Raw genomic sequence first — 22393 nt, forward strand, 5'->3', positions numbered from 1 at the left:
CCGAGGTCATCGGGCACATCACCCATTTCGGCGACAAGCTCAATGAATACACCGGGCTGCTGGCGGATGAGGCCAGGGTCTCCCAACAGTTGGCGAACAACGCGAAAACGGTGGTGGAGCAGGTCAACCAGGCTTACGACGCCGAAGATCAGTCGATGCTCGATGAGCTGAACGCCAACTCGCTGAAGATCATCGGCTCTTCGGTTATGGCCCTGCTCGTTGGCTTGATCGCTTCGTTCCTGATCACGCGGATCATCGTGGCGCCCTTGCGCAGTGTGATCGCCGTCGCCCAGCGCATTGCTTCGGGCGACTTGAGCAGCCATGTGCATGTCACGCGCAAGGATGAGATCGGTCAACTGATGCAGGCCATGCAGCAGATGGGGGCCGGACTGAGCGGTATCGTCAGCGGCTTGCAAGCGGGTATAGAACAATTGGCGACGTCTGCGCATTCGTTGTCGTCTGTTACCGAACAGACCAACCTGGAAGTCAGCAGCCAGCGCGAAGAAACCGAGCAGGTGGCCACGGCGATGAACCAGATGACCGCCACCGTGCACGATGTTGCGCGCAATGCCGAGGAAGCGGCACTGGCCGCACAGACCGCCGACACCAAGGTCGATTCCGGGCAAGCTGTGGTGCGTCAGAGCATGCAGCGTATCGAGCAGCTGGCCACGTCTGCCAACTCGGCCAGCCACAGCATCGAAAACCTCAGCGCCGAAATCCACAACATTGGCAAGGTGCTGGGTGTGATCAAGAGCGTTGCCGAACAGACCAATCTGCTGGCGCTCAATGCGGCCATTGAAGCGGCGCGTGCGGGCGAGCAGGGCAGGGGCTTTGCGGTGGTGGCCGACGAGGTACGGGCGCTGGCCAAGCGCACGCAGCAGTCGACCGAAGAGATCGAGCGTCTGGTCTCGCGTCTGCAAAGTGGCGCGCAGGCATCCGTGGCGCAGATTCAAAGCAGCGGCGAGCTGGTCAGACTGGCCGTCAGCGACGCGCTGCTGACCGAGAGCGCGTTGGGCAGCATTGCTGCGGCAGTCTCGGTGATCCAGCAGATGAATCAACAGATTGCCGCAGCGGCCGAAGAGCAGAGTTCGGTGGCCGAGGAGATCAACCGCAGTGTCACCAGCATCCGCGCCAGTGCCGATCAATCAGCGCTGGCGATGCAGGGGAATGCGGCTTCGAGCATCGAGCTGGCATCGCTGGGGATGGAGCTGAAAGGCATGGTGGGGCATTTCAGGCTTTAGGCCGTCAATTCGGCAGCCACCCGGCGCCTGCAACTCACGGCGCCCTTGCGAATGTGCAAGCGCTGTCAGCCTTTACGGCAGTTGAGGATCACCAGGGTCAACACACCCGCCACGATCCCCCAGAATGCCGAGCCAATGGAAAACAGCGTCAGCCCAGACGCCGTGACCATAAAGGTAATCAACGCCGCTTCGCGCTCCCTGGGTTGACTCATGGCAACCGTCAGGCCGTTCATGATCGAACCGAACAGCGCCAGGGCTGCGATCGACAGCACCAACTCCTTCGGAAAAGCTGCGAACAGTGCCGCCAGGGTCGCACCGAACACGCCCGCAATGGCATAGAAAATCCCGCACCATATCGCCGCCGTGTAACGCTTGGCGGGATTTTCATGGGCGTGGGGGCCGGTGCAGATCGCCGCACTGATGGCCGCCATCGTGATGCCGTGAGCGCCGAACGGGGCGGTGATCAGCGAGATCAGCCCGGTGGCGGTGATCAGTGGCGAAGCGGGCGTCTGATAACCATCGGCGCGTAGGACTGCGATACCGGGCATGTTCTGTGAGGTCATGGCGACGACGAACAGGGGAATACCGATGCTTATGGTGGCGCCCAGCGAAAACGAAGGCCTGGTCCAGACCGGAACCGCCACTTCCAGATTGAAACCGCTGAAGTTGAGCATGCCGAGCATCGCCGACAGCGCTACTCCCAGCAACAGTGTGACCAGCACTGCGTAGCGCGGCGAATAGCGTTTGACGATCAGGTAAGTGAAAAACATGCCCAGCACCAGCCCGGTGCGTTGCTGCGCCGCGATGAAAATTTCGCTGCCGATCTTGAACAGAATGCCAGCCAGCAGGGCTGCCGCCAGCGAGGTAGGCAGGCGCTTGACCCATTTTTCGAAACTACCGGTCACGCCGCAGATGAACACCAGAATCGCGCTGGTGATGTAGGCCCCGATCGCCTCGGGATAGGCCACTTGCCCCAGGCTGGTGATCAGCAGCGCAGCCCCCGGGGTCGACCAGGCCACCGTGATCGGTGTGCGATAGCGCAACGACAGGCCGATGCTGCACACCGCCATGCCCATGAACAGCGCCCAGATCCACGAGGACATCTGCCCCGAGGTCAGCCCGGCTGCTTGCCCGGCTTGAAAGATCAGCACCAGCGAACTGGTCACGCCGGTCATCATCGCAATAAACCCGGCCACAATGGCCGAGGGCGAGGAATCGGCCAGTGGGCGCAGGCGGGTGTAGGTCGCGTCAGTCATGCGGTCGTTCCCTGAAACGGCGATGTGAAGAACTGCAAGCCTATACGCACTAGCGACAGTGCGTTGCGATACAGCCAGCGACGCAATAATCGGCACAGTTGCGCACCGAGCTTTGCATATTCTGCAGCCCGATTTGCGGGCGGTGGTGCGTGAGGTCGCTCACCAGGCAGGGCGTTACACGGCCACTGGATGTTGCCTTCCTTTCGATCATGCTGCCTTCAACCGCGATTGAGCGTATTGCCCAGCGCCTGATTCACTGCCAGCCAGCCATCCACGGCCTCACGCCCGGCCTCGGCAAACACCCGTTGCAGCAATTTCACCTGCTCGCGCCGCAATGACTCCTCGAACTTCGCACCCTCGACCGTCAGCTGCAGCAGACGTTTGCGTTTGTCATCCTCGGGCGCAAGGCTCAGGACCAGTTCCATCTCAATCAACTGGCGCAGCGGAGTGTTCAACGCTTGTTTGCTAACACCGAGCACGCCGAGCAATTGCTTCACACTCAGGCCGGGGTAGCGGGCAATGAAAAACACAATGCGCTGATGCACGCGGCTCAGCCCACGTCGGTCGAGCATCTCGTCAGCCTTGGCCGTGAAGGCCTGATAGCCGAAGAAAAACGCTTCCATGGCAATTTGCTGAGTCATCGATTTTTTAAGGTCAATCATGTTGACGTATCCGGGTGTGACATCGTAATTTCGGTCAAGCAGTTTGACGTAATTCAATTCATGTCCGCCAGTGGTGATCTCATGGCTTTTTCTGAGCGCGTTACCCGTTTGAAGAGTTCTCTGATTCGCGAAATCCTCGCCGCTGCCCAGCGTCCCGAGATGATGTCCTTCGCCGGCGGCCTTCCTGCCGAGGCGATGTTGCCGCACAGTCAATGGTCCGGCATGCCGCGCAGCATCGGCCAGTACGGCATGAGCGAGGGCGAGCCGCAACTGCGTGAGGCTCTCGCTGCCCAGGCGCGGGCGCTGGGAATTGCATGCGACGCCAGCCAGGTGATGATCGTCAGTGGCTCGCAACAGACGCTGGACCTGGCGGCCAAGCTGTACATCGACAAAGGCACTGAAATCCTGCTGGAAGGCCCGACGTATCTGGCCGCATTGCAGATTTTCCAGTTGTTCGGCGCCGATTGCCTGACCGTGCCGTTACTCGCCGAAGGTCCGGATCTGGAAGTGTTGCGTCAGCGTCTGGAACAGCATCGGCCCTCTTTCGCCTATCTGATTCCGACGTTTCAGAACCCGTCGGCTGTGCGTTACAGCGAAACGGCGCGCGATGCTGTGGCGGCGTTGCTGGATGAGTTCGGTGTGACGCTGATCGAAGACGAGCCCTACCGTGAATTGACCTTTGACGGGGGCAGTGCCCGACCTATCGCCGCGCGGCTGAAGAAAGCCAGCTGGATCTACACCGCAACCGTGTCCAAGACACTGATGCCAGGCTTGCGTGTGGGTTACCTGATCGCGACGCCCGACCTGTTCCCGCATCTGCTGAAACTCAAGCAGGCGGCGGATCTGCACACCAACCGCGTTGGCCAGTGGCAGGCGTTGCAATGGATCGGCAGCGAACAGTATCAGCAGCATTTACTGGCGCTGCGTGAGTTTTACCGCACGCGGCGCGATCAGTTCGAAGCCGGGTTGCAGCGCCATTTCAGCGATCTGGCCGAGTGGAACAGCCCTCAGGGCGGACTGTTCTTCTGGCTCACGTTAAAAGACAAACTTGACACCCGTTTACTGCTCGATACTGCGCTGACGCAAAACGTGGCGTTCATGCCGGGCGAGCCGTTTTTTACCGACCCGGATGCCAATCCTGGTTATTTGCGTCTGAACTTCAGCCATATCGATCCGCAGCGCCTCGATGAAGGCCTCAAACGATTGGCAGCGGTTATCAGAGACGCACAGCAGGCCCTTGCGGCCTGATACATTAGCCGCACGCATCATCGCTGGAACGGGGAGAGCAACAGATGTACAAGGTTTACGGCGATTACAACTCAGGCAACTGCTACAAGATCAAACTGATGCTCCATTTGCTCGGCGCGCAGTACGAATGGGTGCCGGTGAACATTCTCAATGGCGAGACCGAAACCGAAGCGTTTCTGGCGAAGAACCCCAACGGCAAGATTCCTGTGCTGGAACTCGAGGACGGGACGTACCTGTGGGAGTCCAACGCGATCCTTAACTTCCTGGCCGAAGGTACGCCGTATCTATTGGCCGAACCGCGTTTGCGCACGCAGATGCTGCAGTGGCAGTTCTTCGAGCAATACAGCCATGAGCCGAGCCTCGCGGTGGCGCGCTTCATCCAGTTTTATCTGGGGCTGCCGCAAGAGCGTCTGGAAGAATACCGCTCGCTGCACAAGCGTGGTTACAAGGCATTGAAAGTCATGGAGCAGCAATTGCAGCGAACACCTTTTCTGGTGGGCGAGCAGTTTTCCATTGCCGACATCGCACTCTACGCCTACACCCATGTTGCGCCTCAGGGCGGTTTCGACCTGACGCTGTTCCCCGCCATTGAGGCGTGGCTGGAGCGGGTCAAACAGCAACCAGGCTATGTCGGCATGCTGGATTGATCCGATGGAAAATAAAAACCGGTGTTGGCAACAGTGACCGGTTTTTTTCATGTCTGGACGCTGTACCGGCGTATTCGTACCTGCGGCGTTGAGCTGCACGCGGTCTGGATCGCCCGGGCAACCATAGGAACAAACAAGGAGAATTCAATGCGCTACATGATGATCGGGCTGGGTATGTTAATGGCCTTGGGCATTGGCTGTTCAGCTCAGGCCGAGGACTGCGATGCCAATCAGGCTGCGATGAACAAGTGCGCGAGTAAGGAGTACGCGGCGGTGGATGCCGAATTGAACAAGGCGTACAAGGCGCAGCTGTCGTACCTGACCACGGCCGAGCGCAAGAAAGCGCTGCAGGATGCGCAGAAGAAGTGGATCGCCTTTCGTGATGCCGATTGCCAGTACCAGGTCGGTAAACGCCAGGACGGCGGCAGTATGTGGCCGCTGTCCCAAGCGCAGTGTCTGGCGGAGCAGACCAGGGTGCGGGTTAAGCAATTGAAGGCGTACACAGCGTGCCGAGAAGAGGGCTGCCCGAGGTAATGAGCGGCACCGCTGACATCGACAGCGTCGGCTTCAATGCAACACCTGCGCAAGTGAATTCATTCGCGAAAAGGCTTGTACAGTCGATGGACTTTCATCGTCTGCAACCGAATCCCTAATGAATTCGCTCCCCAGGCGGTTGCTGTCGATCTTCAAGTCGGCGAGGTTCAGCCGCCTCTCAAATCGTCGAAAAGCGCTGATTCAGGTAATCGATGATTACCTTGGAGTCGTACATCCACACCGTTTCGCCAGCTTCTTCGATGCGCAGGCACGGCACTTTGATCTTGCCGCCCTCAGCCAGAAGGGTCTGACGGTCCAGCTCATTGTGCCTGGCGTCGCGTAGCGCCACCGGAACGTTCAAACGACGCAACGTTCGGCGGGTCTTGACGCAGAATGGGCAGGCGTTGAACTGGTACAGGGTAAGGTCTTTTGCTGAAGCTTCGACCGCTGCCTGGTCTTGCGGCGTGCGTTTCTTCTTGCCGGGGCGCGTCAGGAAATCGACCAGAATGACCACCTGGCCCAGGCCGACCCTCAATGCCTTCATCAACATGTTTGAACCTCGCGGCCGCAACCCGGGTTGCGGCGCATTCTGAATGCCCCGATCACTTGATCAGGCTGAGAAACTCGGTGCGAGTGGCGGCGTTTTCGCGGAACTCGCCCAGCATCACCGAGGTGATCATCGACGAGTTCTGTTTCTCGACACCGCGCATCATCATGCACATGTGCTTGGCTTCGATCACGACCGCCACGCCCAGGGCCCCGGTCACCTGCTGAACGGCTTCGGCAATCTGTCGGCTGAGGTTTTCCTGAATCTGCAGACGACGAGCAAACATGTCGACGATGCGCGCCACCTTAGACAGGCCCAGGACCTTGCCACTCGGGATATAGGCGACGTGCGCCTTGCCAATGAAGGGCAGCAGGTGATGTTCGCACAGCGAATACAGCTCGATGTCCTTGACCAGCACCATCTCGCTGTTGTCCGAGCTGAACAGCGCGCCGTTGGTGACTTCTTCCAGCGTTTGCTGATAGCCGCGGCAAAGGTACTGCATGGCTTTGGCCGCACGTTTCGGGGTGTCGAGCAGGCCTTCGCGGGAGACGTCCTCGCCGAGTTGACCAAGAATCGCCGTGTAGTTCTGTTCCAATGTCACAGGGGCTTGTTCCGTGTGGGTTGCAGAGGGGTACTGTTGGAAGCTGTACCGAATGAGTATCAATCAGGCTGGTTTCCAGTTTCTCAAGTTCATCACTGCCGGTGCTTGTGTTGATGTCACTGGCGCTTATGGGGCAGTAGTGCTTGCCGCTGGACGCTGGCTGATTGGCGAAAGAGGTGCATGGTAGCGTACGTGTGACGTCAGTTGTACTGCCGTCTCGCCTCACCCCGATTCTTCGATGATTTCCCGGAGTAAGCGAGTCAAACACACGAGTCCATAGCACATCTCGCCATTTTTCCCAGGCGTGGGTAGGGGGTGTCAACTAGCCATCGGTCGGAGGTTTGGCACATTTCGCTCTTTTTGCAGTCCCACTTGCACTTAACAAGAGCCGGAGTCCTATGCGTCCTTACAAGAAAGATATGGTGAATGCGCCCGATTTGTTGTGTGAGTTGAATCACGCAACGGCATGGATGATGGCCCTACCTATCGAATTGCTGGGCAGCGAGGAATGGAACGAAGCTGTCGTGCGTCAACAGAAAGCTTTTCTGAAATGGCGAAAATATATTTATGGCCAAGCGTATGGAAGCCGGTCAAAACAACTGCCGCGGTTTGCATAAAGGCTGCATGGGGCAGTCACGGGTTTTTGTAAAAAACCGGATAAGGGATTCATCGTCTTAACTGCTCGTGCCTGGAGGTACGTATCAGCCCTGATACATGGCGGGTACGAAGTCACGACGCGGTTTGCGTCTCTGCCGATGTCAGATGTTGCAGGTGGTTAACGCCTGTCGTGAACCCGTTTTGAAGAGAGTAATCAGCATGTTGAATCGTATATCGAAAGTCGCGGTACTGATCGCAGTGATGTCCGCCATGTCGGGCTGCTGGCCTTTCTGGGGGCCAGGTGGTGGGGGACATGGAGGTGGCGGCGGTGGCGGCGGGGGTCACTATGAAGGTGGCGGTCCTGGCGGCGGTGGCGGTGGCGGTCCGCGTTAACTGCAAGCCTGTTTAATACGCGTTGGGAGCGAGTTGCTCGCTTCCAACGCGGCAGCTCATAGCGTTGCCTGAAATAGCTCGATCACTGTTTACTCGTCCCGGCCTTCCATCATGGTGCGTTTGAGCATTACGTACACTGCACCCGCACCGCCATGTTTGGCCAGGCACGAGGTGAAACCCAGTACCTGCTGATGCTGACGCAGCCAGGTATTGACGTGGCTTTTGATCATGGGCCGCTTGCCGTCAAGGCGCACAGCCTTGCCATGAGTGATGCGTACGCAGCGAACTTCCAGCCTGGTTGCCTCAGTCAGAAATGCCCACATGGTCTCCCGCGCCAACTCCACGCTCATGCCGTGTAGATCAAGGCTGCCTTCGAAACTGATCTGCCCAAGCTTAAGCTTGCGCATCTGACCTTCCTGAACGCCATCGCGCGCCCAGGACAGCGTGTCCTCCGGCCCTACGTCGATCACGAATTGATCGGACAGGCCATCCACAGTGATCGTCGCGTCTGAGCGCACACTGGCAGCCTGCCGTAGCTCGGCCAAGTTCTTACGGTCGGGTTTGGGTTTGCCTACATCGGCGTGCTCAGTCTTTATCGGCTTTACGCCGCGAATCTCACTTCTGAACAGGGAAAAATCGTCGTCTTGCATGCTGGTCTCCGCGAAGGGCGCCAGTTTAACCACGTCACGCCGTGATCGGCGCGACTAATCATCAAATGGCTGCGCAAGACGCCAGGGAGGGGTCAATCGTGCTTCTTCATCAGATGCGGAGACATGTTCAGCTCGCTGGCACGACGGCGGCGCCGACGGCTGCGGCGCCAGAGCCAGACGCCGATGTAGAGCAGGAACAAGCCAGCGACAATGATCACTACCGCTCCTGCGAGGCTGGTGTTGAGTTCGCCCAATGCTGCCGGGTGACCGATCAGACTGGCCGCGCCGGCCATGGCCAGCAGGACACCGGCGGTTGCGAGAATTGCGGACAGTGCAGCGCCGAAGCGCATCCGCCAGTTGCTCTGGCCTTTGGGGCGCAGGCGACGGGCATCGAAACCATCGGATATCTTCATCCCGATTTCCTCTATGGGTATCGGCGCTCTGACCCGCTTACGCCTGGGTGGTTCCCGTACGGCCAGCGCTCGAAGGCAAACACGAGTGTTTAACGGATAGGTGGTTATGTACGACGGTTCATACAAACAAATGACTGTATTTGTACGCGTTTTCTTCAGGAACTGCCGGGATTGGAGTGCCAAGCGCGGTCAAGGCTTAGCGGTTCATGGGGGCAGTTCCTTGCTGAGTCGGTCGGTTAGATCAGGTCTTTGGTCAGGGCGAGTTTAGCGAAGTTGTCGTTCATGATCGCCATCTCTGCCTGCTGCACGAGTTCGGCCTTGATCACGCCGTGAGGGGCCGGCAGGTCCCGAGTGGCGCAGGCGTCTTCGACCAGGGTGCAACGGAAGCCGTAGTCCTTGGCCGCGCGCACGGTGGTGCTGACACTGGAGTGACTCATGAAACCGCAGACCACCAGATCCAGGCGTCCCAGGTCTTCGAGCAGCAGTTTGTGCAGGGGCTTGCGATCGTCCGTGGCGAGAGTGCCGTTCAACGCATTGGGCAGGCGCTTTTCGATGATGATCTCATCGCCCTGGGGCTCCAGCTCCGGCACGAATTTGCCGCGCTCGCCCTGCGGGTCGAACATGCCGCCGACGGTGCCCAGATGACGGACGTGAATGATCGGCGATTTGGCGAGGCGAGCGGCGTCGACCAGTTTTACGATGTTGTCGATCGCTTCCTGAACCCCGGTCAGGGCCAGCGGGCCACTGAGGTATTCCTTCTGAGCGTCGATGATGATCAGTGTGGCATTACTCAACGTGGCCGCTGCGTATTCACGGCCACTGAGTTGAAACATGGTCTTCGGACCGTTGTTTGGAACAGACATCTGGGGCTCCTTCGAGTGGGGCTTTTGCCACATTGTCCACGGGATGAGCGATTCTGTGAATCTCAATGCTCACAGGCGTCGCTTTTTATCGGGCGTCAAGCCGTCGAGCAGGTCGCGGGTGCCGCCATATTGCCTGCAAAACGGATCAAAGGTTGTGGAAAGTTTCTACGGCCCGGCCACTGTCAGGTCCAGGCATCGTTTGTTGGGTGAATGGCTGCTAGAATCGCCCGTCGTTTTTTCCAGGAGTCTGCCGTGATCACTTCTCGCCTGCGCACGCTGCGCGATCATATCCGTTGGGCTGTCAGCCGCTTTCACGGAGAAGACTTGTTCTACGGGCACGGTACCGATAACGCCTGGGACGAAGCCCGCCAGTTGGTGTTGGGCGCTCTGCACCTGCCTTGGGAAATCTCCGACAACTACCTGGATTGCAACCTTGAAGATGACGAACTGGTCAAGGTGCAGCGCCTGATCAAACGCCGCATCGAGGAGCGCATCCCGACGGCTTATTTGCTCGGCGAGACCTGGTTTTGCGGCATGTCATTTATCGTCGACGACCGTGTGCTGATCCCGCGATCCCCTATCGGAGAGCTGATCGAGCAGCGTTTCGAGCCCTGGCTGGCAAACGAACCAGCGCGAATTCTTGATTTGTGTACCGGCTCAGGCTGCATCGGCATTGCCTGCGCCGACGTGTTTGCGGATGCCGAAGTGGCGCTGGCGGACCTGTCGTTCGAGGCGCTGGAAGTGGCCAATCAGAATATCGAACGGCATGGTCTGGACGAACGCGTCTACACCGTTCAGGGCGACGGCTTCGACGGACTGCCGGGGCAGCGTTTCGACTTGATCATTTCCAACCCGCCCTATGTCGATGCCGAAGATTTCGCCGACATGCCCGACGAGTACCAGCACGAGCCCGAACTGGCGCTGGCATGTGGCGATGATGGTTTGAATCTGGTGCGCAGGATGCTGGCCGAGGCGGCCGATCATCTGAGCGAGAAAGGCTTGCTGATCGTTGAAGTGGGCAACAGCCAAGTGCATGTCCAAGCGCTGTATCCGGAAGTGGACTTTGCCTGGCTCGAGTTCCAGCGTGGTGGGCACGGGGTGTTCATGTTGACGGCCGAGCAGTGCCGCACTCATCAGGCGGTGTTTGCCGCCCGGGTTTAATTCTTGCCCCATCCCTTGCGGCGATCCCTCGCGTGCGCGTCGCAAAACCATGGGTGACGGCGTTCGCTACCGCGTACAGCTTCAGAAGCTCCCCCCAGGTCTTGCGGTATGCCTGGGGTTCGCGTGTATGCGCCAATAGGCTAGCGGTGCGTCGCAATCCAGATCAACAACCCTGCCTGAAACACTGCGAAGGTCACCAGGCAGGCTATGGTAAAGCGTAGTCCGCTGTCGTCGCGGCGGTACTTGTTGACCTTGTCTTCGGTCTTCTTGATCGTGATTTCCTGTTCTTGAATCTTTTGTTCTGCGTGCTGCAACATCTGCGCGGCTTCGATAATTTCGACGATTTGCACCTTGTCGGTGTTCCAGGTGTTGTTCAGATTACCGACTTTGGCCCCTTTGACAGTGCCTTTGAGGTGTTGGGCGTCGGCGTAGACCACTTCCAGACCTTGAGTCTTGAGGAAGTGATCGCGGCGCATGCGGGTGTCTTCGTTGAGCGCGTCCTTGTTGGCAAGGGCGATGCCCTCGATACGGTACTCGGACCAGCGTTTCTGCGCCCAATGAATACCCTGAGCCAGCATGAAGCGGCCCAGGCCCCGGTTCCATGGTTCGATCTGCAAGCCGGCTTCGGGCCCGATGCGGACCGCGCGATTGGCATGGTCGACCCAGACATCCAGATTATTCTGCTCTTTGCGGGTTTTTTGCCCCGGCAGGTGGTAGCTCATGCGCAGAAGGCTGAACTCCTTATTGTTGCGCTCCGCCCGACCAAACTCGACAAAACGCAGGGGTCGTCCACCCGTAGCGCGGTCCGTCGGCAGAGGCGAAAGACGCAGCATCGAAAAATGCTCGGCCTGGACCTCTTCCCACAATACCGGCGCTGCGACCTCACCCTCTTTGGCGTCGGCCGTGGCGACCGCTTCGGTTTGCATACTGGCTTCTGTCATCACGGCGATCCTGTTATCCACATTGCTCGGCAAACACAATGCCGGCAACCCGTTATCGACCGTTAACGACGAATCTGAAGGGAGGAAGCGTGGGTGCAAAGACAACTTGAAGGGAGTGGGTTTTTCCAGATACGCAGGCGGCAGACTGCCCTGTGTCCTCTGCGAGAGTGAGTGGCCCACTCCCGCAAAGGGATGGGTTCAGGCCGCAGGCACCGAACCGATGAACTTGAGGATCCGGTCGGACAGCTCACTGGCCAGCGGCAGTTGCGGATCCTTATAGGAGGCCAACTGGCGCTTGATGTCCATCGGCACGATACGCAGCACGTGATTCATGCCATCAATGATCGCCAATTGCGAATCCGGTTTTGCCTGATGCAGCAACTCGGCATCACCCACCCCGACCTGCATGTCATTGCGCCCCTGCAGGATCAGGGTCGGAATTTTCAACTTGCCAAACGCAGCCGCCGGATTCTGTCGGAACAGCGAGATCAGGTAGGGCTGCACACTGGGGCGAAAGACCACCTGCAACGGCTCGGGCACGTTGTCATCGGTTTTACCGGCCTTGATCTCTTCGATCAATTGCTCGCTGCGGGCCAGAAGAGCCGGCGGGAGGCGGTCTTGCAATTGTCCGCGCACGACCTGATCCACCGGACGCCCGGTGCCGGCGACGGAGATCAGCGCTACAGCCCCTGCGCGTTCGGCGGCCAGGGAAGCCACCAATGCACCCTCGCTGTGGCCCATGAGAATCAACTGGCCCAGCCGCGGGTCAGCCTTGAGCTGTTCGCTCCAGGCCACGGCATCATCCACGTACTTTTCGATGCTCAGGTTGCGTTCATCCGGCGTTGCCGGCCGGCTGGCCGCTACGCCGCGCTTGTCGTAGCGCACGCTGGCGATGTTGTGCCTGGCCAGAATCAGCGCCAGACGCTTCATGCTGTCATTACGCCCGCCATCCGGGTTATTGCCGTCACGATCAGTGGGGCCGGAGCCGGCAATGATCAGCACCACAGGCACCGGATTCTTCGATTTGGGCAGCAGCAAAGTGCCGAACAACTCCCCTGTCCCGGTATCCAGGGAGATAGGGCGCTGAAGCACGACCGGTGTACCCGCATTCGCGAGTGAGGAGAGCAGAGTGAGGGTCAAAGCGATTACTCGCAGCGGCATCAAGCCGCAAATCAGGGACATACCACGTAGCATCGCAAGGCCATCATCAATAAAGTGTGAAATTGGACGCAGCCAATCGAATAAGGTTCGCGCGTGATATAGGCGTTCACCCTGCGTATACTGGCGCCCTCGTGTTTTTTGGTCGATTTCTCGGAGCCTCCCGCATGTCCGGCAATACCTTAGGCAAGCTGTTCTCTGTCACCACCGCCGGCGAAAGCCATGGGCCAGCGCTGGTCGCCATTGTCGATGGCTGCCCGCCGGGTGTCGAGCTGTCTGTGGCAGACCTGCAGCGTGACCTGGACCGCCGCAAGCCCGGTACCAGCCGTCACACTACCCAGCGGCAGGAGGCCGATGAAGTCGAAATCCTCTCCGGCGTATTTGAAGGCAAGACCACGGGTGCTTCCATTGGCCTGCTGATCCGCAACACCGACCAGAAATCCAAGGACTACTCGCAGATCAAGGATCTGTTTCGTCCGGCCCACGCCGACTACACCTATCACCATAAATACGGTATCCGCGACTACCGTGGTGGTGGTCGCAGTTCGGCGCGTGAAACCGCCATGCGGGTCGCGGCGGGCGCCATCGCCAAGAAATACTTGCTCAGCCAGGGCATTACCGTGCGCGGCTACATGAGCCAGCTTGGGCCGATACAGATCCCGTTCAAGACCTGGGAGTCGGTGGAGCAGAACGCTTTTTTCAGCCCCGACCCCGACAAGGTGCCCGAGCTGGAAGGCTACATGGATCAGTTGCGTCGTGATCAGGACTCGGTGGGTGCGAAGATTACTGTCGTCGCTGACGGCGTAATGCCCGGCCTGGGTGAGCCGATCTTCGATCGTCTGGATGCCGAGCTGGCCCATGCGCTGATGAGCATCAACGCAGTCAAGGGCATCGAGATCGGCGCCGGCTTCGCCAGCGTCGCTCAGCGCGGTACCGAGCATCGCGACGAAATGACCCCCGAAGGTTTTGTCTCGAATAACGCTGGCGGCATTCTCGGCGGGATTTCGTCGGGCCAGCCTATCGTCGCGCATCTGGCGTTGAAAGCCACTTCGAGCATCACCACGCCGGGCCGCTCCATCGACATCAATGGCAATCCGGCCGAGGTGATCACCAAGGGACGTCACGACCCGTGCGTAGGCATTCGCGCCACTCCGATCGCAGAAGCCATGATGGCTATCGTGCTGCTCGACCACTTGCTGCGTCATCGCGGACAAAACCTGGACGTGCGGGTCACTACGCCGGTTCTGGGCCAGCTGTAATGCTGCAATCGGGCAACGCTGCCACGGACATTTGAGCGTGGCGGCGCTACCGTACTGGCGATTGTCCAGCTTCTACGTTTTCTATTTCGCCCTGCTCGGCTCGACGGCGCCTTTTCTGGCGCTTTACTTCAATCACCTGGGGTTCGCCAGTGCCCGGATCGGGGAGTTAGTGGCCATCCCCATGCTGATGCGTTGCGTGGCCCCGAACATCTGGGGCTGGCTGGGTGACTACACCGGCCGCCGTCTTACCATTGTTCGCGTTGGTGCCGTCTGCACCCTGGCGTGCTTCGCGCTGATTCTCGTCGATAAGTCCTACGCCTGGCTGGCCATGGTCATGGCGCTGCACGCCTTTTTCTGGCACGCGGTGTTGCCACAGTTCGAGATCATCACCCTCGCGCATTTGCAAGGACAGACCGCGCGTTACAGTCAGATTCGCCTGTGGGGCTCCATCGGTTTCATCCTGACGGTGGTGGGATTGGGCCGTCTGTTCGAGTGGTTCAGCCTCGATCTGTACCCGCAGGCATTGCTGGTGATCATGGCCGGCATCGTTGCCAGTAGCTGGTGGGTGCCTAATGCGCAGCCTTTGTCGACGACGAGGCATGTGGCAGGCGAGGGCTTTTTGAAGCAATTGTCCAGCCCCGGGGTATTGGTTTTTTACCTCTGTGTGGCGTTGATGCAGCTAAGTCACGGTCCTTATTACACCTTCCTCACCTTGCACCTTGAGCACCTTGGCTACAGCCGCGCGATCATTGGTCTGCTCTGGGCAGTGGGCGTGTCCGCCGAAGTACTGATGTTCATGGCCATGAGCCGCATCCTGCAGCGATTCAGCGTGCGTCACGTGCTCATCGCCAGCTTCGTCCTGGCGTCGCTGCGCTGGTTGCTGCTGGGTTGCTTCGCCGATCATCTGCCAGTGCTGATCTTCGCCCAACTGCTACATGCAGCGACATTCGGCAGTTTCCATGCGGCCGCCATCCATTTTCTGCAACGTAGCTTCGGCCCGCGCCAGCAAGGCCAGGGGCAGGCCTTGTATGCCGCTTTGTCCGGGACAGGCGGCGCGGTTGGTGCCCTGTATTCCGGTTACAGCTGGAACGGACTGGGATCGGGATGGACCTTCGCTATCGCCAGCGTCGCTGCATTGACGGCTGCGATTCTGGCGACCCTGTGCCTGAAAGAGGAGCGCCCGTAATCCCACACGCTGGCGGTAAACCGTCGAAAATTCACCTTGTCGATGCCCGAATGAACCCGCTCTCGGCCCAGCGCCGCGTTATTGAGCGATTGAACCGAGGAACCCCGCAATGAGCATTCTTTACGTCTATCCTGTGGCCTCGCCGGAATTGCCGAGCAAGGTATTGACCCATTTCGAAGACATCGCTTCGACGCTTGCCGAGCAAGGCATCGGCTTCGAACGCCTTCCAGCAGCCAGTCCGATCGTGGCCGGTGCGGGGCAGGATGATGTCATCGGTGCCTATCGCCAGCAAATCGATAAATTGATGACCCGGCACGGTCATGTGGCAGCCGACGTCATCAGCGTCGACGGCCATAACCCGGAGCAAAACTCGCTGGTCGCGGGCTTTCTCGATGAGCACCGCCACGATGCGCACGAGTCACGTTTTTTCGTCGCCGGGCGTGGACTTTACTCCTTGCGCATCGGCGATTTCGTATATGCCGTGTTGTGTGAAAAAAACGATCTGATCTTCGTGCCTGCACAAACGCGTCGGTGGTTCGACGTGGGTGAAAATCCGCGCGTGGTTGCGATTCGCTTGTTCAGTCACTCGAGCGGCCAAGTGGCGAAAGCGACCGGGGAGCAAATCGCCAGTCGGTTTGCGCGCATGGATGACTGATTCGGCAAGGGGGCTCGCCAACGTTCTGCCCACGGCGGCAGTCACTGACAGCGGCCGTTTTGTTTCCAAATCATCAAAAATGTAAGCAGGTTTTGGTTCTTTTGTGGGAAGAGGCCTGTTTACAGGTCAGGCATGCCTGTTTGTTTTCACCGTTATGTTTAACCCCTCTGGACTGTGTAACCCTTAGCCCGTCGGAGCCTGACGGCGATCGGCCGCGCGTTGCCCTTCAATTTTAATGCAGGACTTTGCGCGCCCGGTGGCCGTAATCAACATAAAACTCTAAAGAGCACCAGGGACGACGCAGGACGTTTTTTGAACGGAGGGGAAGATGAAAAACGTACAAACAGGGACGCTGAGCCCGTTGATTGAGCAAATGATCAGCAGCATTACCGAGCAAGACGCAAGTGCGGCGATCATCAATGCACTCGACTGGCTCAGAGCGGAGTGTGGCTGCGCCCGCGCCATGCTTTATCAATACCGCGAAGGCATGTTGCTCAGTTGCATCACGTCCAATGTCGACAGTTATTGGAAGGACCTCTATGGGCAGGGGCGCCTGATGATCGAGGACCCGGTGATTCGCTGTTTCCGCCACAACCTGGGTTTTCTCGATTGGGAGGAGGCATTTAATACCTACCCTCCCTCTGCCGCCTATATGGCCGCTGTTGCAGACTGCCAGTTGCTGCCCGCTCTTTCATATGGCTATACCAGCGAGACCCGCGCCAACCGTGGCGTTGTCACCGTCTGTTCTCTCAATGAAATGCAACGGCCGCTCAGCCATAACGATCGTTACCTGCTGACCAGCCTGGTGCCGATGCTGCATGTCGCCGGAAAGGGCAGGCAGTTTCAGACCCGCGCCTTGACCGGCAAGGAGCTGGAAATTCTCAAATGGGCCAGAGAGGGCAAGACCGCCTGGGAGATTGCTGTGATCAAGGATGTTTCGGAAGCCACGGTCAAACACCATTTCAAAAGCATTTACGCCAAGCTTGGCGTGACCAACCGCGCCCAGGCAGTAGGAGAGGCGCTCTGCCGGGGCATCATTCAATAATCAGACCGTGATCGCCGGTCGCCGACGACGCGGCCCCCATGCGTGGGCAACTGTGTACAAAGAAACGCGACGGTGCAAGGCACTGTCGCGGTCTCAAATCAGGGGATGCTTGGGTGGTGCACAGAACTGAAATTACCGAGTGTGGTAGGTCGGCAAGTCGAATCGGTGCTGACTTTGCAACATCGAGATCGCGGGCAGCTCACTGGCTTGTGCTGCCAAGTCACGGCGGATCGCGCTGATGACCCACTCAAGTTGTACAGGTGTGTGCAACTGAGCGTAGGAAATTGAACGACGCATCTGTTTGCCTTCACCGTTACGCAACGACAGCAGCACGCCACCATCTGGACGAGGCTGGGTGTTGACTTCGAAATCGGAAAATACGGACGCGAATTTTTCTTGGATGAAAGTCATGTCTAGCGGCTCCATTGCTCAGTGATTACAAGCTTGGTAGGACTAGTGCAGTGACTGTGCCAGTAATGAATTTCTAAAAAAATGCTTAAAAATCAAAGAGTTATATTTTTGAAGCGATTTTTGTTTCGTGCAATTTGCAAGAATGCCCCGCAGGTGTCCTGCATTTTGCCGGAGTAGGAAGAGGAAGGAGGTTTAGCCAGGGGGAGGGTGCTGAAATCTCAGACAGCGACAGGCTGGATAATCTCCTGCAGTGGCGGTGATTTTTTCGGGGTCTAGCAAGCGGCTGCTGCTGTGAGGGTTCTCAAAAATCGTTTCTGACAAGACGAAACTGCTGATTGCCATTGTTTGCGGGATCAGGGGAACTTGCCCCTCTGTGCGAGCCTCTGAGATTTTCCGCAGCAAATGATTGTTCACGTGTGCCTATGTGCGGCGCTACAGGAGAGATTGAATGTCCGATATACCGAAAACCCCTGGGACTGCGACCCGCATGTCGGACGAGGAAGCGCTGGAGTTTGCCGAGCAAGTATTTGACCGCGCCAGGGCAGGCGACGCCTCGATGCTGGATCGTCTGCTGGAAAACGGCTTGACCCCCAACCTGCGCAATCACAAGGGCGACACCTTGCTGATGCTGGCCAGTTATCACGGTCATCAGGAGGCAGTTAACGTCTTGCTCAAGCACAAGGCGGACCCCGAGATTCGTAACGATAACGGCCAGAGCCCGATCGCCGGTGCCGCTTTCAAAGGGGATCTGGAAGTGGTGAAACTTCTGGTAGACGCCGGGGCAGAGGTCGAAGGCGCATCAGCCGACGGACGCACAGCGCTGATGATGGCGGCAATGTTCAACCGTACTGCAATCGTCGACTACCTCATTTCAAAAGGTGCTAACCCGCATATTCAGGATGCCAAGGGTGTGACGCCGCTGATGGCTGCACAGACCATGGGCGCTATTGAAACCGCCGAGCAACTCACCCGTCTGGGCGTTTGAATCCGGATAGCGAGAGTGGTTGCACTGTAAGGTGAATCCGTGGAGGCGCGCAGGATTTCCGGCTATCCTTCGCGCTTGTTTTTTTCGCCGGATTACAACGCCATGAAAGCCTCACTCATCGAATTCATCAGCAAGATCAGCTCCGGTTGCATGAGCGACGGTGAAATCGAAAGGATTGCCGACGAAGCAGCACAGGCTTATGCCGACCCGGATGCTTTTCTGACTGCCAATCCCGACGTCAATTACGACGACACCTTCCCGATCCCGCTGGGCGAGTGGGTGGTGGTGGGTAGCCTTCCGGAAACAGTATTGTTCCAGGCCGATACCTATATGGACCTGCTTAGCGCAATTACTGCGTCGTTCGGGCCGGGCGTGGCTTTCAATATCAAGCCCAAGCAACTGGCCAAGGTCGAAGCCTTGACTGCGTTGAACCGGATCCAGATTCAGCTCGCAAGCATGAACAAGGAAATGGGCGGCTACATGTTGATGGGTTTGAGCGAGCCTCTGGATGACGAGTTGCAGGCAGTGCTGGTGTACGGCAATGCCCAACAGAGGGTGATGGAACTGGGCATTGAATTGGGCATTTTCATCATGCCCGCGCTGGAGGCGCTGAAGGCGCAGTCCTGAATTTTGTCCCGCCAGTGGCGATTACAGAGAGTGCGATGGCCGATTCAGCCCCTGCAAATATCCCATCCGACCCACGGAACCCTCGCCAAGCGTCACCACTCCTAACTGGGCAAGCCTTCAATAAGGAGCGACACCATGGGTTCCACCTTCAATGGTCTGGTTGGACTGATCATTCTGGCCCTCGACATCTGGGCCATCATTAACGTCTTGAAGAGCAGTGCCGAAACCGGGATGAAGATCCTTTGGGTATTGCTCATCGTACTGCTGCCGGTGCTCGGCCTGATCATCTGGGCCATCGCAGGTCCACGAGGCAACGTTCGAATCTAGACCGTCGCTTGGGCTTCAGAACATCAGCGCCTGATCGGCTTGCCAGCGATCAGGCGTTTTTTTGTCCGCCACAGTGCATTAAGGGTTTTGTAAGAAAATATTAGAGGCGGGTTCAAACAACGTATGCGTCCGGCCAAGTCATCTACCCAATCCCGACAAGTCAGGACATGGTGTGCACTTAAATTTAGGTGGGCACCAGTTCTAGCCTTTTAAGCGGGTATTTCATGAAGCCGACACGCCGTTCGTATTCCAAATCCTTCAAAGCCCAGGTCATTCAAGAGTGCGCCCAGCCCGGAGCCTCGATTGCCAGCGTCGCCCTCAGTCATAGCCTCAACGCAAACCTGGTCCACAAGTGGATCCGGATGAAAACGCAGAACAGCATGGCGCTTCAACCTGCATTTGTCCCGGTGCCTATGCAATCGGTGGCGCAAGGATCTGCGAATATCAGCGTTGAAATTCTGCACCCGCACGGCACCGTCAAAGTGAACTGGCCGACTGAAAGTGCTACTGCCTGCGCCGCATTCCTTAAAGAGCTGTTGCGATGATCCGCATCGATGCCATCTGGCTCGCCACCGAACCCATGGATATGCGCGCTGGCACTGAAGCCGCGCTGGCCAGGGTGGTCGCGGTGTTCGGTGCGGCGAAGCCGCACTGCGCCTATCTATTCGCCAATCGCCGCGCCACTCGGATGAAAGTGCTGGTACACGATGGGATTGGCGTCTGGTTGGCGGCACGTCGATTGAACCAGGGAAAGTTCCACTGGGCAGGCGTTCGACAAGGCAGCGAAGTGCAGTTGGATACCGAGCAGCTCCAGGCCTTGGTACTCGGCCTGCCTTGGCAGCGTGTTGGCGTTAGCGCTGCAATTACGTTGCTTTAAAAACCGTAATTAATGGCTCGGTTTGCTGTAGAGGATGGCGTGCTTTGGTAAAATCCGCGCCATGACTCCCTCGCCCGATCTCGCTCAAATGACCCCCGACCAACTGCGTGCATTCGCTGCGCAATTGCTGTCCCAAGTCGAGACCATGGGTCATACGGTTGAGACCATGAGCAAGACGGTTGAAACGATGGGCAAGAAGATCAATCGGGATCAAACACTGATCGAAAAGCTGACCCACGAGATCGCACAGCTCAAGCGTTTGAAGTTTGCCAAGCGCAGCGAGCAAATGAACCCTGAGCAGGCGAGCCTGCTGGATGACCTGATCGATACCGATATCGCAGCGATTGAGGCCGAGCTTCACGCCTTACAAATAGCGCCCGTTGCGACCGAGAAAAAGCAAAAACCCAAGCGCACGGCCTTACCGACGGAGTTTCCACGCACGTTTATCCATCACGAACCGGACAACACCCACTGCCCATGCGGCTGCGCCCTCAAGCGCATCGGTGAAGATGTCAGCGAGAAACTGGACTACACGCCGGGCTTGTTTACCGTCGAGCGCCATATTCGTGGCAAGTGGGTGTGCGATGACTGCGAAACACTGATCCAGGCGCCGGTACCTGCGCAAGTTATCGACAAGGGCATCCCGACTGCCGGGTTGCTTGCCCACGTTATGGTCGCGAAGTTTGCTGATCATCTGCCGCTTTACCGTCAGGAATCGATTTTCGGTCGAGCAGGCTTGGCGATTCCCCGTTCGACACTGGCTCAGTGGGTTGGCATGACAGGCGTACAGTTGCAGCCCCTGGTCGATGCCCTGCGTGACGTGGTGATCGGACAACAGGTCGTGCACGCGGACGAAACACCGGTACAAATGCTCGCTCCGGGCTCGAAGAAAACCCACCGTTCTTATGTTTGGGCGTACGCCACCAGCCAGTTCTGCGAAACAGCTGCTGTTGTCTACGACTTCAGCCCGAGCCGCGCTGGTGAGCATGCTCGTAACTTCCTGCACGGCTGGAAAGGCAAGCTGGTCTGCGACGATTTTGGCGGTTACAAGGCGAGTTTCGAACTCGGCGTGACCGAAATCGGCTGCATGGCCCATGCCAGGCGCAAATTCTTCGAATTGCACGCCACCAACAAGAGCATGCTCGCCGAGCAAGCCCTACGCTACATCCAGTTGCTTTACGAAATCGAAAGTGAAGTGCGCGACCTGGAGCCGGATTTACGGTGCCGAATACGGCAAGAAAAAGCCGTGCCGGTGATGACTAGGTTGCATGGGTGGATGATCGCCCAGCGTGCTGCTGTGCCCGAAGGTTCGGCTATCAGTAGGGCACTCGATTACAGCTTGAAACGCTGGGCAGCGCTGTCGCGCTACCTTGATGACGGCGCCGTTCCCATTGACAACAACTGGGCCGAGAACCAGATTCGACCGTGGGCTCTTGGGCGTAAGAACTGGCTCTTCGCCGGATCGCTGCGCAGCGGAAAACGGGCTGCGGCGATCATGAGTTTGATCGAGTCAGCGCGGCTGAATGGTCATGATCCGTACGCCTATCTAAAAGATGTGCTCACGCGCCTGCCGACGCAGCGGTTAAGTGAAATCGAGCAACTGCTACCGCACAAGTGGGTATCCGCCTACCCACGCGAAAGTATGTTAGTCACAGAGAGGCCCTGAGCAAATGAACCGCCGAAAGCTGTTTTTCTGCTTCGCCAGCGGTAAGAGGTCTTTCACAGTATTCTCGACTTAGAAAAACAATTGCGTCATTACCGTCAGGATTGTCGGAATAACCGGGATGTTTTGATATCTCTGCGAGCAGGTCTTCGGAGACTGGAGCGACATGAAAATGTGCGCTGAAACCAGGAGAAAATCCCAATTTGTAGAACATTACTTTGTAGGGGGAATACACCTTTGCCAGCAGACGCTCCGAGGTTTTCATCACCAAACCGAGAGATGACATTGCTTCGTCGCTCAAATCGCTGAGACCTGAAGCAGTCTCTTCAGATGAAATTATCAAATACCCGTCGTAACGTGAGTCTCGCCGATGAGTCACTATCCAGTGAGTGTTGCTGAAAACTCTTAGCTCGTCCATGTAGCTCCTGCTAAACGACGTGTTTGTG

28 protein-coding genes and 1 pseudogene are annotated in these 22393 nt (G+C 57.9%); 18 read left to right on the forward strand and 11 right to left on the reverse strand.

From position 1 onward, the window contains the following. Positions 1-206: 206 nt before the first annotated feature. Positions 207-380 (forward strand): annotated as a pseudogene (locus EC915_RS25500) (HAMP domain-containing protein); the annotation flags it as partial. Next, positions 378-1241 (forward strand): methyl-accepting chemotaxis protein, encoded by an 864-nt coding sequence (locus EC915_RS25505; RefSeq protein WP_372237844.1) that lies wholly within the window; start codon positions 378-380, stop codon positions 1239-1241. The pseudogene EC915_RS25500 and the gene EC915_RS25505, both read left to right, overlap by 3 nt. A gap of 65 nt (positions 1242-1306) precedes the next feature. Here the strand turns inward: EC915_RS25505 and EC915_RS00300 are convergent, their stop codons facing one another. Both EC915_RS00300 and EC915_RS00305 read right to left on the reverse strand, forming a co-directional pair. Continuing rightward, positions 1307-2497 (reverse strand): benzoate/H(+) symporter BenE family transporter, encoded by a 1191-nt coding sequence (locus EC915_RS00300; RefSeq protein ID WP_133748538.1) that lies wholly within the window; start codon positions 2495-2497, stop codon positions 1307-1309. Between the two features lie 218 nt (positions 2498-2715). After that, positions 2716-3159 carry a MarR family transcriptional regulator gene (locus EC915_RS00305; RefSeq protein ID WP_133748539.1) on the reverse strand — a complete coding sequence of 148 codons (444 nt, stop codon included), beginning with the start codon at positions 3157-3159 and terminating at the stop codon, positions 2716-2718. Positions 3160-3240: 81 nt separating this feature from the next. Here EC915_RS00305 and EC915_RS00310 point away from each other — a divergent pair, with 81 nt between their 5' ends. The 3 genes from EC915_RS00310 (at position 3241) to EC915_RS00320 (ending at position 5588) form a co-directional block, all read left to right on the forward strand. Beyond that, a complete protein-coding gene (locus tag EC915_RS00310) occupies positions 3241-4407 on the forward strand; it encodes a PLP-dependent aminotransferase family protein (RefSeq protein ID WP_133748540.1) in 1167 nt (388 codons plus the stop codon). A gap of 44 nt (positions 4408-4451) precedes the next feature. After that, positions 4452-5054, forward strand: a complete 603-nt coding sequence (locus EC915_RS00315; protein WP_133748541.1) for a glutathione S-transferase family protein — start codon at positions 4452-4454, stop codon at positions 5052-5054. A 147-nt stretch (positions 5055-5201) separates the two neighbouring features. Beyond that, positions 5202-5588: a lysozyme inhibitor LprI family protein gene (locus EC915_RS00320; protein WP_133748542.1), complete on the forward strand. Its 387-nt coding sequence runs from the start codon at positions 5202-5204 to the stop codon at positions 5586-5588. Positions 5589-5766: 178 nt separating this feature from the next. Here the strand turns inward: EC915_RS00320 and EC915_RS00325 are convergent, their stop codons facing one another. Both EC915_RS00325 and folE read right to left on the reverse strand, forming a co-directional pair. Beyond that, positions 5767-6138, reverse strand: coding sequence for a glutathione S-transferase N-terminal domain-containing protein (locus tag EC915_RS00325; RefSeq protein ID WP_166650888.1), 372 nt, complete (start codon positions 6136-6138; stop codon positions 5767-5769). Between the two features lie 52 nt (positions 6139-6190). Continuing rightward, entirely contained in the window at positions 6191-6736 is a 546-nt protein-coding gene (gene folE, locus EC915_RS00330; protein ID WP_166594933.1) for a GTP cyclohydrolase I FolE, read from the reverse strand. Positions 6737-7134: 398 nt separating this feature from the next. Between folE and EC915_RS00335 the strand changes: the two genes are divergently transcribed. Together EC915_RS00335 and EC915_RS24730 are read left to right on the forward strand one after the other, a co-directional pair. Next, positions 7135-7353 carry a hypothetical protein gene (locus EC915_RS00335; protein ID WP_133748543.1) on the forward strand — a complete coding sequence of 73 codons (219 nt, stop codon included), beginning with the start codon at positions 7135-7137 and terminating at the stop codon, positions 7351-7353. A 199-nt stretch (positions 7354-7552) separates the two neighbouring features. Next, positions 7553-7726, forward strand: coding sequence for a hypothetical protein (locus EC915_RS24730; protein WP_166650889.1), 174 nt, complete (start codon positions 7553-7555; stop codon positions 7724-7726). Between the two features lie 89 nt (positions 7727-7815). Here EC915_RS24730 and EC915_RS00345 read toward each other — a convergent pair whose 3' ends face one another. The 3 genes from EC915_RS00345 to EC915_RS00355 form a co-directional block, all read right to left on the reverse strand. Continuing rightward, a complete protein-coding gene (locus tag EC915_RS00345; RefSeq protein WP_133748544.1) occupies positions 7816-8376 on the reverse strand; it encodes a Smr/MutS family protein in 561 nt (186 codons plus the stop codon). A 92-nt stretch (positions 8377-8468) separates the two neighbouring features. Then, on the reverse strand, positions 8469-8789 hold the full coding sequence (locus EC915_RS00350; protein ID WP_133748545.1) for a hypothetical protein: 321 nt from the start codon (positions 8787-8789) through the stop codon (positions 8469-8471). A gap of 236 nt (positions 8790-9025) precedes the next feature. After that, positions 9026-9652, reverse strand: a complete 627-nt coding sequence (locus EC915_RS00355) for a cysteine hydrolase family protein (RefSeq protein WP_133748546.1) — start codon at positions 9650-9652, stop codon at positions 9026-9028. A 252-nt stretch (positions 9653-9904) separates the two neighbouring features. Between EC915_RS00355 and prmB the strand changes: the two genes are divergently transcribed. Continuing rightward, positions 9905-10813 carry a 50S ribosomal protein L3 N(5)-glutamine methyltransferase gene (gene prmB / locus EC915_RS00360; protein ID WP_133748547.1) on the forward strand — a complete coding sequence of 303 codons (909 nt, stop codon included), beginning with the start codon at positions 9905-9907 and terminating at the stop codon, positions 10811-10813. Positions 10814-10953: 140 nt separating this feature from the next. Here the strand turns inward: prmB and EC915_RS00365 are convergent, their stop codons facing one another. Further along, positions 10954-11754 carry a hypothetical protein gene (locus EC915_RS00365; RefSeq protein WP_133748548.1) on the reverse strand — a complete coding sequence of 267 codons (801 nt, stop codon included), beginning with the start codon at positions 11752-11754 and terminating at the stop codon, positions 10954-10956. A 198-nt stretch (positions 11755-11952) separates the two neighbouring features. Further along, complete coding sequence (locus EC915_RS00370) at positions 11953-12948, reverse strand: alpha/beta hydrolase (protein WP_133748549.1); 996 nt, start codon at positions 12946-12948, stop codon at positions 11953-11955. A 131-nt stretch (positions 12949-13079) separates the two neighbouring features. Between EC915_RS00370 and aroC the strand changes: the two genes are divergently transcribed. The 4 genes from aroC (at position 13080) to EC915_RS00390 (ending at position 17057) form a co-directional block, all read left to right on the forward strand. After that, on the forward strand, positions 13080-14171 hold the full coding sequence (gene aroC, locus EC915_RS00375) for a chorismate synthase (protein WP_133748550.1): 1092 nt from the start codon (positions 13080-13082) through the stop codon (positions 14169-14171). Positions 14172-14208: 37 nt separating this feature from the next. Further along, positions 14209-15357 carry an MFS transporter gene (locus tag EC915_RS00380; RefSeq protein ID WP_133748551.1) on the forward strand — a complete coding sequence of 383 codons (1149 nt, stop codon included), beginning with the start codon at positions 14209-14211 and terminating at the stop codon, positions 15355-15357. Between the two features lie 109 nt (positions 15358-15466). Further along, entirely contained in the window at positions 15467-16012 is a 546-nt protein-coding gene (locus EC915_RS00385; protein WP_133748552.1) for an acireductone dioxygenase, read from the forward strand. 328 nt (positions 16013-16340) lie between these two features. Then, complete coding sequence (locus EC915_RS00390) at positions 16341-17057, forward strand: LuxR family transcriptional regulator (protein ID WP_133748553.1); 717 nt, start codon at positions 16341-16343, stop codon at positions 17055-17057. 132 nt (positions 17058-17189) lie between these two features. On the opposite strand, the gene EC915_RS00395 is transcribed toward EC915_RS00390, so the two are convergent. Next, complete coding sequence (locus tag EC915_RS00395) at positions 17190-17468, reverse strand: DUF3509 domain-containing protein (RefSeq protein WP_133748554.1); 279 nt, start codon at positions 17466-17468, stop codon at positions 17190-17192. A 448-nt stretch (positions 17469-17916) separates the two neighbouring features. Between EC915_RS00395 and EC915_RS00400 the strand changes: the two genes are divergently transcribed. The 6 genes from EC915_RS00400 (at position 17917) to EC915_RS00430 (ending at position 21950) form a co-directional block, all read left to right on the forward strand. Then, positions 17917-18453 carry an ankyrin repeat domain-containing protein gene (locus EC915_RS00400; RefSeq protein ID WP_133748555.1) on the forward strand — a complete coding sequence of 179 codons (537 nt, stop codon included), beginning with the start codon at positions 17917-17919 and terminating at the stop codon, positions 18451-18453. A gap of 102 nt (positions 18454-18555) precedes the next feature. Next, a complete protein-coding gene (locus EC915_RS00405; RefSeq protein ID WP_133748556.1) occupies positions 18556-19080 on the forward strand; it encodes a hypothetical protein in 525 nt (174 codons plus the stop codon). A 135-nt stretch (positions 19081-19215) separates the two neighbouring features. Continuing rightward, a complete protein-coding gene (locus tag EC915_RS00410; RefSeq protein ID WP_133748557.1) occupies positions 19216-19407 on the forward strand; it encodes a PLDc N-terminal domain-containing protein in 192 nt (63 codons plus the stop codon). A 224-nt stretch (positions 19408-19631) separates the two neighbouring features. Continuing rightward, on the forward strand, positions 19632-19952 hold the full coding sequence (locus tag EC915_RS00420; protein ID WP_133748558.1) for a transposase: 321 nt from the start codon (positions 19632-19634) through the stop codon (positions 19950-19952). Next, the gene (gene tnpB, locus EC915_RS25065; RefSeq protein ID WP_133748559.1) at positions 19949-20284 is read left to right on the forward strand and encodes an IS66 family insertion sequence element accessory protein TnpB; all 336 of its coding nucleotides are present in this window, start codon (positions 19949-19951) and stop codon (positions 20282-20284) included. Before EC915_RS00420 ends, tnpB begins: the two co-directional genes overlap by 4 nt. Positions 20285-20345: 61 nt before the next feature. Continuing rightward, on the forward strand, positions 20346-21950 hold the full coding sequence (locus EC915_RS00430; RefSeq protein WP_133748560.1) for an IS66 family transposase: 1605 nt from the start codon (positions 20346-20348) through the stop codon (positions 21948-21950). Here EC915_RS00430 and EC915_RS00435 read toward each other — a convergent pair. After that, the gene (locus EC915_RS00435; RefSeq protein ID WP_133748561.1) at positions 21934-22365 is read right to left on the reverse strand and encodes a hypothetical protein; all 432 of its coding nucleotides are present in this window, start codon (positions 22363-22365) and stop codon (positions 21934-21936) included. The genes EC915_RS00430 and EC915_RS00435 overlap by 17 nt on opposite strands. Positions 22366-22393 lie beyond the last annotated feature (28 nt).

This window comes from Pseudomonas sp. LP_7_YM, from assembly GCF_004364435.1.
GTDB lineage: Bacteria > Pseudomonadota > Gammaproteobacteria > Pseudomonadales > Pseudomonadaceae > Aquipseudomonas.

Coding starts and splice junctions, on each gene's coding strand:
- EC915_RS00325 (WP_166650888.1), bottom strand. CDS start 6,138: ATGTTGATGAAGGCATTGAGGGTCGGCCTGGGCCAGGTGGTCATTCTG.
- EC915_RS00430 (WP_133748560.1), top strand. CDS start 20,346: ATGACTCCCTCGCCCGATCTCGCTCAAATGACCCCCGACCAACTGCGT.
- EC915_RS00400 (WP_133748555.1), top strand. CDS start 17,917: ATGTCCGATATACCGAAAACCCCTGGGACTGCGACCCGCATGTCGGAC.
- EC915_RS00335 (WP_133748543.1), top strand. CDS start 7,135: ATGCGTCCTTACAAGAAAGATATGGTGAATGCGCCCGATTTGTTGTGT.
- EC915_RS00315 (WP_133748541.1), top strand. CDS start 4,452: ATGTACAAGGTTTACGGCGATTACAACTCAGGCAACTGCTACAAGATC.
- EC915_RS00310 (WP_133748540.1), top strand. CDS start 3,241: ATGGCTTTTTCTGAGCGCGTTACCCGTTTGAAGAGTTCTCTGATTCGC.
- EC915_RS24730 (WP_166650889.1), top strand. CDS start 7,553: ATGTTGAATCGTATATCGAAAGTCGCGGTACTGATCGCAGTGATGTCC.
- EC915_RS25505 (WP_372237844.1), top strand. CDS start 378: ATGGGGGCCGGACTGAGCGGTATCGTCAGCGGCTTGCAAGCGGGTATA.
- EC915_RS00390 (WP_133748553.1), top strand. CDS start 16,341: ATGAAAAACGTACAAACAGGGACGCTGAGCCCGTTGATTGAGCAAATG.
- EC915_RS00410 (WP_133748557.1), top strand. CDS start 19,216: ATGGGTTCCACCTTCAATGGTCTGGTTGGACTGATCATTCTGGCCCTC.
- tnpB (WP_133748559.1), top strand. CDS start 19,949: ATGATCCGCATCGATGCCATCTGGCTCGCCACCGAACCCATGGATATG.
- EC915_RS00395 (WP_133748554.1), bottom strand. CDS start 17,468: ATGACTTTCATCCAAGAAAAATTCGCGTCCGTATTTTCCGATTTCGAA.
- EC915_RS00305 (WP_133748539.1), bottom strand. CDS start 3,159: ATGATTGACCTTAAAAAATCGATGACTCAGCAAATTGCCATGGAAGCG.
- EC915_RS00300 (WP_133748538.1), bottom strand. CDS start 2,497: ATGACTGACGCGACCTACACCCGCCTGCGCCCACTGGCCGATTCCTCG.
- EC915_RS00345 (WP_133748544.1), bottom strand. CDS start 8,376: ATGCAAGACGACGATTTTTCCCTGTTCAGAAGTGAGATTCGCGGCGTA.
- EC915_RS00370 (WP_133748549.1), bottom strand. CDS start 12,948: ATGCTACGTGGTATGTCCCTGATTTGCGGCTTGATGCCGCTGCGAGTA.
- aroC (WP_133748550.1), top strand. CDS start 13,080: ATGTCCGGCAATACCTTAGGCAAGCTGTTCTCTGTCACCACCGCCGGC.
- EC915_RS00420 (WP_133748558.1), top strand. CDS start 19,632: ATGAAGCCGACACGCCGTTCGTATTCCAAATCCTTCAAAGCCCAGGTC.
- EC915_RS00355 (WP_133748546.1), bottom strand. CDS start 9,652: ATGTCTGTTCCAAACAACGGTCCGAAGACCATGTTTCAACTCAGTGGC.
- EC915_RS00385 (WP_133748552.1), top strand. CDS start 15,467: ATGAGCATTCTTTACGTCTATCCTGTGGCCTCGCCGGAATTGCCGAGC.
- EC915_RS00320 (WP_133748542.1), top strand. CDS start 5,202: ATGCGCTACATGATGATCGGGCTGGGTATGTTAATGGCCTTGGGCATT.
- EC915_RS00350 (WP_133748545.1), bottom strand. CDS start 8,789: ATGAAGATATCCGATGGTTTCGATGCCCGTCGCCTGCGCCCCAAAGGC.
- EC915_RS00435 (WP_133748561.1), bottom strand. CDS start 22,365: ATGGACGAGCTAAGAGTTTTCAGCAACACTCACTGGATAGTGACTCAT.
- EC915_RS00405 (WP_133748556.1), top strand. CDS start 18,556: ATGAAAGCCTCACTCATCGAATTCATCAGCAAGATCAGCTCCGGTTGC.
- EC915_RS00365 (WP_133748548.1), bottom strand. CDS start 11,754: ATGACAGAAGCCAGTATGCAAACCGAAGCGGTCGCCACGGCCGACGCC.